This is a genomic window from Desulfotomaculum sp. (assembly GCA_003513005.1).
Classification (GTDB): domain Bacteria; phylum Bacillota; class Desulfotomaculia; order Desulfotomaculales; family Nap2-2B; genus 46-80.
Genome location: DOTD01000064.1, coordinates 1 through 8,407, shown reverse-complemented (window position 1 = coordinate 8,407; position 8,407 = coordinate 1). Strand labels below are relative to the sequence as shown.

7 protein-coding genes and 1 pseudogene are annotated in these 8,407 nt (G+C 46.0%); 7 read left to right on the top strand and 1 reads right to left on the bottom strand.

The annotated features are described in order from the left end of the window. Positions 1-38: 38 nt before the first annotated feature. From DEH07_07830 to nifB, 7 genes and pseudogenes are all read left to right on the top strand, one after another. A complete protein-coding gene (locus DEH07_07830) occupies positions 39-224 on the top strand; it encodes a hypothetical protein (protein HBY04430.1) in 186 nt (61 codons plus the stop codon). Between the two features lie 103 nt (positions 225-327). Next, positions 328-552, top strand: coding sequence for an iron transporter FeoA (locus DEH07_07825; protein ID HBY04429.1), 225 nt, complete (start codon positions 328-330; stop codon positions 550-552). A 19-nt stretch (positions 553-571) separates the two neighbouring features. Next, on the top strand, positions 572-2,701 hold the full coding sequence (gene feoB, locus DEH07_07820) for a ferrous iron transport protein B (GenBank protein HBY04428.1): 2,130 nt from the start codon (positions 572-574) through the stop codon (positions 2,699-2,701). Between the two features lie 615 nt (positions 2,702-3,316). Further along, positions 3,317-3,705: pseudogene (locus DEH07_07815) on the top strand (hypothetical protein). A 31-nt stretch (positions 3,706-3,736) separates the two neighbouring features. Beyond that, positions 3,737-5,137, top strand: coding sequence for a nitrogenase iron-molybdenum cofactor biosynthesis protein NifE (gene nifE, locus DEH07_07810; protein ID HBY04427.1), 1,401 nt, complete (start codon positions 3,737-3,739; stop codon positions 5,135-5,137). Continuing rightward, on the top strand, positions 5,103-6,497 hold the full coding sequence (locus DEH07_07805) for a nitrogenase (protein HBY04426.1): 1,395 nt from the start codon (positions 5,103-5,105) through the stop codon (positions 6,495-6,497). Before nifE ends, DEH07_07805 begins: the two co-directional genes overlap by 35 nt. Positions 6,498-6,515: 18 nt before the next feature. Continuing rightward, entirely contained in the window at positions 6,516-7,424 is a 909-nt protein-coding gene (gene nifB / locus DEH07_07800; GenBank protein ID HBY04425.1) for a nitrogenase cofactor biosynthesis protein NifB, read from the top strand. 292 nt (positions 7,425-7,716) lie between these two features. On the opposite strand, the gene DEH07_07795 is transcribed toward nifB, so the two are convergent. Further along, positions 7,717-8,407: hypothetical protein (locus DEH07_07795; protein HBY04424.1), on the bottom strand; the 691-nt coding region annotated here is incomplete at its 5' end.

The following is an 8,407-nucleotide window of genomic DNA, read 5'->3' as shown; positions in this document are numbered from 1 at the left end:
GTTAGGCATGCCTAACTTATATAAAGGAGGTGAATTCGATGGAAACCTTCATATTGCTAGCGGCAGGTATTTTCGCCCTGATCATTTTATATTTTAGAATCAAGCGCCTTGTTGACACAGTAAAATGCGATCTTGTAAAAAGCTCGTGCAACTGCGGCAGTTGCTCCAACTCGTGCGCTACCCGTGAAATACAGAAAACAGCTGATAATTCATCACAAAAATAGTCGCTCCTGGCTAAGCAAGGCCAGTTTATTACGTATGTAGTCGACTCTTCCTGGAGAGGAAGACCGCAGAGAAAATATATAAAAAATTATGGAGGTGGACGATATGAACCGCACTTTAAAAGACCTGGTTCCCGGAGACACTGCCCGTATTAAAGCTGTTAACGGCAACAGCAGCATCCGCCGCCGCATAGTGGAAATGGGGCTGTTACCAGGAGTGGAACTCATGATGGAGCGTTACGCTCCCCTGGGCGACCCGATAGAAGTAAAAAGCCAGGGATTTCATCTGTCTTTGCGTAAAGAAGAAGCGGATACCATTATCCTGGAATAATAACTGGAGGCGAATAGAGATGAACGGTAAAAATATTGTGATTGCCCTGGCCGGCAATCCCAACTCCGGAAAAACTACAATATTCAATGCTCTGACAGGCGGCCGGCAGCACGTGGGCAATTATCCCGGAGTAACAGTGGAAAGAAAAGAAGGCCGAGTTAAATATAAGGGTCATGAAATTACAGTAATCGACCTTCCCGGGACCTACGGTTTATCAGCCTACTCTCCGGATGAAGTTGTGGCGCGTCAGGTTATTATTGGAGGAAAACCCGATATCCTGGTTAATATTGCTGACGCTTCAAACTTGGAGCGCAACCTCTATCTGACCATGCAGTTAAAAGAACTCGGGATTCCAGTCATAGTGGTGTTAAATATGGCTGATGTGGCCGAAAATAACAAAGTCAAGATCAATTACAAACTGCTTTCCCAACTCCTGGGCCTTCCGGTCATACGCGCCGTAGGCAGCAAAAACGAAGGTATAAAAGAGATTCTGGAGGCTGTTATAAATAACGATTCCAAACAGTCGAGTCCACGGGAACGACAGGTCCGCTATCGCCCGGAAATTGAAAAGGAATTAAGCCGCTTGCAGGAGATATTACAAACTCTAAAACCGCCGGGATCGGAAGCTGCAGCAGGAATAGACGCGGGTGTTTCATTTCCTTCCTTGCCCCATCGGTGGCTGCTAACAAAGCTACTGGAAAATGATAAGGAAGCAAGTAAGCAAATCGCTGTTTATGAGGAAAGCCAAAGTCTAAGGAGTGAAGTTGAGCAAAGCCGTACCCGCCTTAACAACCTTCTGGGCGAGGATCCGGAAATGGCTTTGGTGGAAGACCGCTATGCTCTCGTTCGCGGTATTTGCCGTGAGGCCTGCCAAAGAAGTACTTTAGATAAGCCAACCATAACAGAAAAAATTGATAATGTCCTGTTAAATCGTGTTCTGGGCATTCCCATATTTTTAGGCTTGATGTGGCTGCTTTTTCAATTAACCTTCACGCTAGGTTCTCCCCCCATGGACTGGATTGACTCCGGAGTATCCTTCCTGGGAGAGTGGCTAAACTCGAATCTGGCTGATGGTATGCTGCGCTCCCTGCTGGTAGACGGCATCATCGGTGGCGTAGGTGGAATCATTGTCTTTTTACCCAATATTGTGCTGCTCTTCCTGGGCATCGCCTTTCTTGAAGGAACGGGTTACATGGCCCGGGCTGCCTTTGTGATGGATCAGGTTATGCACAAGGCCGGCCTGCATGGAAAATCCTTTGTTCCTATGCTGATAGGTTTCGGTTGCGGGGTTCCGGCTCTGATGGCCAGCCGCACCTTGGAAAATCCTCGCGATCGTCTGGTTACCATGCTAGTCACCCCGCTGATGAGCTGCGGGGCACGGCTACCGGTTTACAGCCTTTTGATCGCCGCTTTTTTCCCGAATCAAATGGGAGGAAACATTTTATTCTCTATTTATCTGCTTGGTATTTTCATGGCCATTTTCATGGCCCGGGTATTTCGGACCTGGGTGTTGCCTGGCGAGACTGAACCTTTTGTCATGGAACTGCCTACCTATCAATTACCAACCATAAAATATATTCTCATCCACATGTGGGAACGGGCCTGGCTCTATCTGAAAAAGGCAGGGACCATACTTCTGGCCATTTCTATTTTAATGTGGGGCCTTTTTACCTTCCCTACCGTAGTCAGCCGGGGAGCGGAAGGAGAAAATACCGCTTCCCAGTTGGAAAACAGCTATGCTGGACGGCTTGGCAAGGTTATAGAACCGGTGTTCAGCCCGTTGGGCTTTGACTGGAAAACCAGTGTAGCCCTGGTTGCTGGTTTTGGAGCCAAGGAAGTGGTGGTCAGCACATTAGGAACCCTTTACAGTATAGAAGACGAGGATGCTCTGGCGGAAGAAGAAGAGGAATCTGTGAGCGGATTCGCCGAAAGAGCCCGGGAACAATCCGGTTATACTCCGCTGGTAGCCTATGTGCTGATGGTATTTACCCTGCTCTATGTTCCTTGCATGGCCCTAATCGCTGTCATGAAGAGAGAGACTAATGGATGGAAATGGCCTTTGTTTACCATAGGATATACTGTGGTCCTGGCCTGGGTGGTTTCGTTTCTTGTCTACCGGGGAGGATTGTTGTTCGGAATTGGGATATGAACGGCACATATCAATTGAATCTTGAGAGTGAATGAAGCGGGCAAGGCCGGTTACTCCGGCGAAGGGAGGTTAATGTTATGAATGGCTTAAATATCACAAACTCAGTTGAACAAATGCAATGCGGCTTGATGAAAGAAAAATGCGTCAACCTGACTGCTAGGCTATTGAAAAAATAATTGTAATAATTTTGAATTACCTATTGACAGCGCATAAAAAAGCAATTACAATTACTACAATTAAATAAGAGGTACGAAGTAGTGCCAAAGGGCAGTGGTGCTTTTTAAGAAAGCTATATTATTTCTTAAAGAGCTTTTTTATTTGGAACGCAAAGGCGTACGAATTGAGCTGTGTCGCTCTCTAAGCAGGACTAAGAAAATCCTGCCGTGAGAGCGTTTTTTGTTTCATAAGTTTAATGCAGGCGAGGCATACTATAAACTTTTTAATGTTTAGGTAGACATTCGTGCCGCGTAAAGTGCGCCGGTTGCAAGGATGAAAATTCATCAAAAAAGGTAGGTCAATGCTTTAGTGCGATTTTAAGCGTGCGAACATGAGCACGTAGGCAGTTGATCTTTCTAAGGTAAGTTAAGGCTGACTGAATTTGTCTTAAGCATAGGGATGAAGCCTGTTTACGTGCTGACCGGCACACCGGAGGGATCGATCGGCGGCCTGCAGGGAATGTTCGGGAAAGAAATAACAAACATGCTGGAGGAGGCCGGTGTTGAGGGAAGAGTGGAAGCAGCCGGTGATCTTTTCGAATTTCACCAGTGGATCAAGAACGGACCTGTTGATTTATTAATGGCAATACATACGGAAAATATATCGCCAAAGCGGAAGATATACCCTTTGTCCGTTTCGGGTTTCCCATTTTGGACAGAAGCATGCACCCTTACCTTCCGGTAGTCGGCTATAAGGGCGCCATGCGGCTGCCTGAATTGATCAGCAATGCTCTTCTGGACAGAGTGGACCGTGACACCGAAGATGTGGATTTTGAATTGGTTATGTAAGTTATACGAAATATATAAGGATGTGTTTGCTATGAAAGCGACTCAACCGTCAGACGTTGCTATTGCAGAAAGAAAAAACTTCATCTGCACGAAAGGAAAGCACAAGCAGCAATTGAAATGCGATGCCGACAGCATTGCCGGCAGTATCAGCCAGAGGGCCTGTGTTTATTGCGGGGCAAGGGTTGTTTTAAATCCAATCACGGACGCCGTACACTTGGTGCACGGACCTATCGGCTGCGCCAGTTATACCTGGGATATCCGGGGCAGCCTGAGCAGCGGTTCCGATTTATACCGGTTCAGCTTTTCTACCGATTTGAAAGAACAGGACATAATTTTCGGCGGTGAGAAAAAGCTTGCCGGGGCAATCGACGAATTGGTTCAAAAATATAACCCCGAACTGGTGCTGGTCTATTCAACCTGTATTATCGGTGTCATCGGCGACGACCTGGAAGCAGTTTGTAAAACTGCCGCCCAAAAACACAAGATTAAGGTGATTCCTGTACAATCCAGCGGTTTCATAGGTAATAAAGCAGCGGGATACCGGGCCGCCTGCGATGTGCTCATGCGCCTGATCGAACCTGAAAGCAGTAAAGGAATTCAAAAAAGCAAAAGCATTAATTATCTGGGTGACTATAACCTTGCCGGCGAGGTTTGGATTATCAAGAACTATTTAAAGCAAATCGGTATTGATGTCAACGTGACTTTTACCGGGGATTCCAGATACGCAACATTAAAAACTGCGGCCGGAGCTTCTTTCAATATAGTACAGTGCGCCGGCTCAATGACATATTTGGCCGAGAAAATGGAGGAACTGTACGGCATTCCCTATCTGAACGTGTCTTTCCTGGGCATAGAAGATACGTCGGAATCTCTGAGAAAAATCGCCAGAGCTTTTCATGATGTAGAGATGATGCGCAAAACCGAAAATCTTATTAAAAACGAAGTAGCCGGGATTGCGCCAGAAATCCGGCGCTACCGGGAGAAATTGAAGGGCAAGAAGGCAGCTATCTATGTAGGTGGAGGATTCAAGGCAGTTTCACTGATTAAACAGTTTAAAGAGATAGGGATAGAGGTGGTCATGATCGGCACTCAAACAGGCCGGCGGGAAGATTATGAAAAAATCAACGACCTGGTGGATGACGGGACAGTCATACTTGACGACGCAAACCCTTCGGAACTGGAAGAGTTTATGATGGAAAAAGGGGCCCATCTCCTGGTGGGAGGAGTAAAGGAAAGGCCGCTGGCCTACAAGCTGGGTGTCGCTTTTGTTGACCATAATCATGATCGGAAACATCCCTTGAGTGGATTTACCGGGGCGGTTAATTTCGCCAGGGAAGTTTACTCCACGGTTTGCTCTCCGGTCTGGGATTATTTAGATAGTCCGGGAGGCGTTTATTATGGAAAAAGAAACTACCTATTGCAAAAATGTTAATGAAGACCCCTGCAATATGTGCATGCCCATGGGAGGCATCCTGCCCTTCAAGGGTATAGAGCAGTCCATGGTCATTATTCACGGTTCCCAGGGCTGCAGCACTTATATGCGCAGGCACATCGCGGAACATTTCAACGAGCCAATCGACGTAGCCTCTTCCTCGCTCAATGAAAAAGGAACGGTTTACGGCGGGGAAGGCAGTTTAAAAAGAGGTCTTGATAATTTAATCAAGGTGTATAAACCCGGATTTGTCGGCGTCCTTACCACCTGTCTGGCGGACACAATCGGTGAGGATGTAGAACGGATTACTTCAGAGTATCTCAAAGAAAAAAGGCTGGAGAATTTACCTGTTGTTACTGTATCCACACCCGGCTACGGAGGAACTCATACTGAAGGCTATTTTCTGGCCGTAAAAAATATCATAACCAAACTGGTGCGAAGGACGGAAAAACATTCGAAAATTAATGTCCTTGTCCCCAATCTAAGCCCGGCCGACATCAGGGAGATCAAGAGGATTCTGCAATTGATGAAGGCTGATTATGTCCTGCTCCCTGACTATTCCGACACGCTGGACCGCCCTTTCGAAAGGCCTTACAAAAAGATACCCGAAGGGGGAACAAAGCCGGCCGATATAACCCGGATGTCCGGGGCCGCGGCTACAATCCAGATGGGCGTGACGGTGGATGACAGTATCTCGCCGGGCAGATATCTGGAAACTGAGTTTGGTGTCCCCCTTCATAACGTACCTATACCCATGGGCATAGAGAACACGGATCTATTTATCAACCTATTGGAGCAATTGACTCATAATCCTGTTCCTAAAAGCCTGGAACATGAAAGGGGAAGACTTCTGGATTGCATGATTGATTCTCATAAATATAATTTCCAGGGAAGGGGTGTCGTTTTCGGCGAGCCGGAGAATGTATACGCCATTGTTAAAACCTGTATGGAAAACGGTGTCTCCCTGGTAGTAGCGGCTACAGGCAGCAAAAGCAGCAAACTGACCGGACTGTTAAAAACCCTGCTTAGCCAGCACCAGGAAGAAGCCTGTATTTTAAATGAAGCTGATTTTTCGCAAATCAGGGAGAAAAGCAGAGAAATGGCAGCTAATATTGCCATTGGTCATTCCGACGGCAGGTATTTGACTGAAAGAGAAGGTATTCCCCTGGTAAGAATCGGCTTCCCCATTCATGACCGGGTCGGAGGACAGCGGTTGTTGTCGGTAGGATATGTGGGCACTACCATGTTCCTGGACCGGGTTACTAATACGCTGCTGGAAAACAAATATAAAAATTACCGTAGCTCAATGTATCAGCAATTCTATCAAGGTACTGCAGAAAAAGGATCACTGCCGCTGTGAAAATTTGAGGTGAGAAAAATGAACTGTCCGTATACACAAGAGCAAAACAGCAGCCTGCTGCCGTTAAATACGCTGGATAAGACCGGCAGGCATCCTTGTTTTTCATTTAATGCCCACCTGAAGTTTGCCAGAATGCATTTGCCCGTAGCGCCCTATTGTAATATAAACTGCAACTATTGCAACAGAAAATATGATTGTTTGCACGAGAGCAGGCCCGGTGTAACGAGCGAAATCCTGTCGCCCGAATCTGCTCATCAAAAATACAAATTTGTGAAAGAAAAGATCGGGAACCTGAGTGTGGCAGGCATAGCCGGGCCGGGAGACGCATTGGCTAACTGGACAAATACCAGGAAGACTATTGAGTTGATCAAGCAAACGGACCCGGAGGTTATATTCTGTTTATCCACCAACGGATTGAAATTGCCCGAATATGCCCCGCGAATTGTTGAACTGGGCATCAAACATGTGACTGTTACAGTAAATTGTCTTGATCCGGAAATAGGGGAAAGAATTTATAGATTTATCAATTATAAAGGAAAAAGATACAAAGGAATTGAAGGAGCCGGAATCTTAATCAATAACCAGCTGGCGGGAATAGAATATCTGGCCGGGTGCGGGGTAGCGATCAAAGTAAACATTGTCGCAATTAAAAGCATCAATGATCGCCATATTCCGGACATTGTTAAGAAGGTTAAGGAATTAGGGGTATTCATAACCAATATTATGCCGCTTATACCTGCGGAAGGCAGCGCTTTTGCAAACCTTCCTCAGATAAGCATGAAAGACTTAAATAAGTTAAGAAATGCCTGTCAAGCCGACCTGCAGCAAATGTATCATTGCCGGCAATGCAGAGCCGATGCCGTTGGTTTATTGGGCGACGACCGGTCTTTTGAATTTTCTTCAGTAAACAAAGTATGCTGTCAATAACGGTAACTATACTGAAAGTATTCTCATTAGGGAGGTCAACTGCCTATGTGCTCATGTTCGCCTCCGCTATTAAAAATTTAAGGGAGTCACACCGATGCTGAAATCAAACAAAGGAAAACCGACGGTGAAGTAAAAGCAGAGATTGAAGCTATGTTAAATGGGGAGCCAGTAACAATATTGCAAACCATTGAGAAACAAAAGCGCGATGAGATACTCAGGCGGATCAAGATTATTGAAGGGGTAACACAGCGGCAGATTGCCCGGGTAATTGGATTAAATCAAAACACGGTTTTTAAGGCCTAAACAGGGAAGCAAAAAGAACGTCCCCTTGCTTCCGGAAAGCATATTCAACCTTGGTTAAGGTATGATAAAGTTCCCAGATTTCACAGGCGCTGAGATCTTTATGACTGGTCTGAATGACATAGCAACCGGTAAGAGATGAGCGTTCCCGGCGAAGAGGCTTTTTACTCCAGGTGATATCACCGGCTTCGTTTTCATTCTCAGCAATATTAACATCATAGTACCTGGCTACTGCCGGATAACGTTCCATTAAACGACCGGTTTTTTGAGAAACTTTTGGTAATTTGACAATGTTTCTTTTTCGGACTGATTTTTGCAAACGGGTGAGATCTTCAATGAAGCGATCTTCTTGCAAACGGTCCATGGCTTCTTCTTTTTGTTTCTTCTCCTCACTGAGAGCCAGAACACGGGCGCCATCATCACAGGGTAATTTTTTCAAGTATACCTGATTGCCGGCGCTAGTCATCATTGGTTCAAATTGTTCCCTGGCTTGCTCGAATTCTTTTACGTATTCTTTTTCCAGGTGGCTTTTTTCGATAAATTCCTTATGGTTTAGCAACTGATCGGCAATTGAGTAGACCAGGGTTTTACCTACCCTGTTTAGAGCTATTATTTCTGTCAGAGCAGTCTGCTTTTGGATCCAGTTAAGGGTTTGTCTTTCACGGTCCGGTGCCGCCAAACGG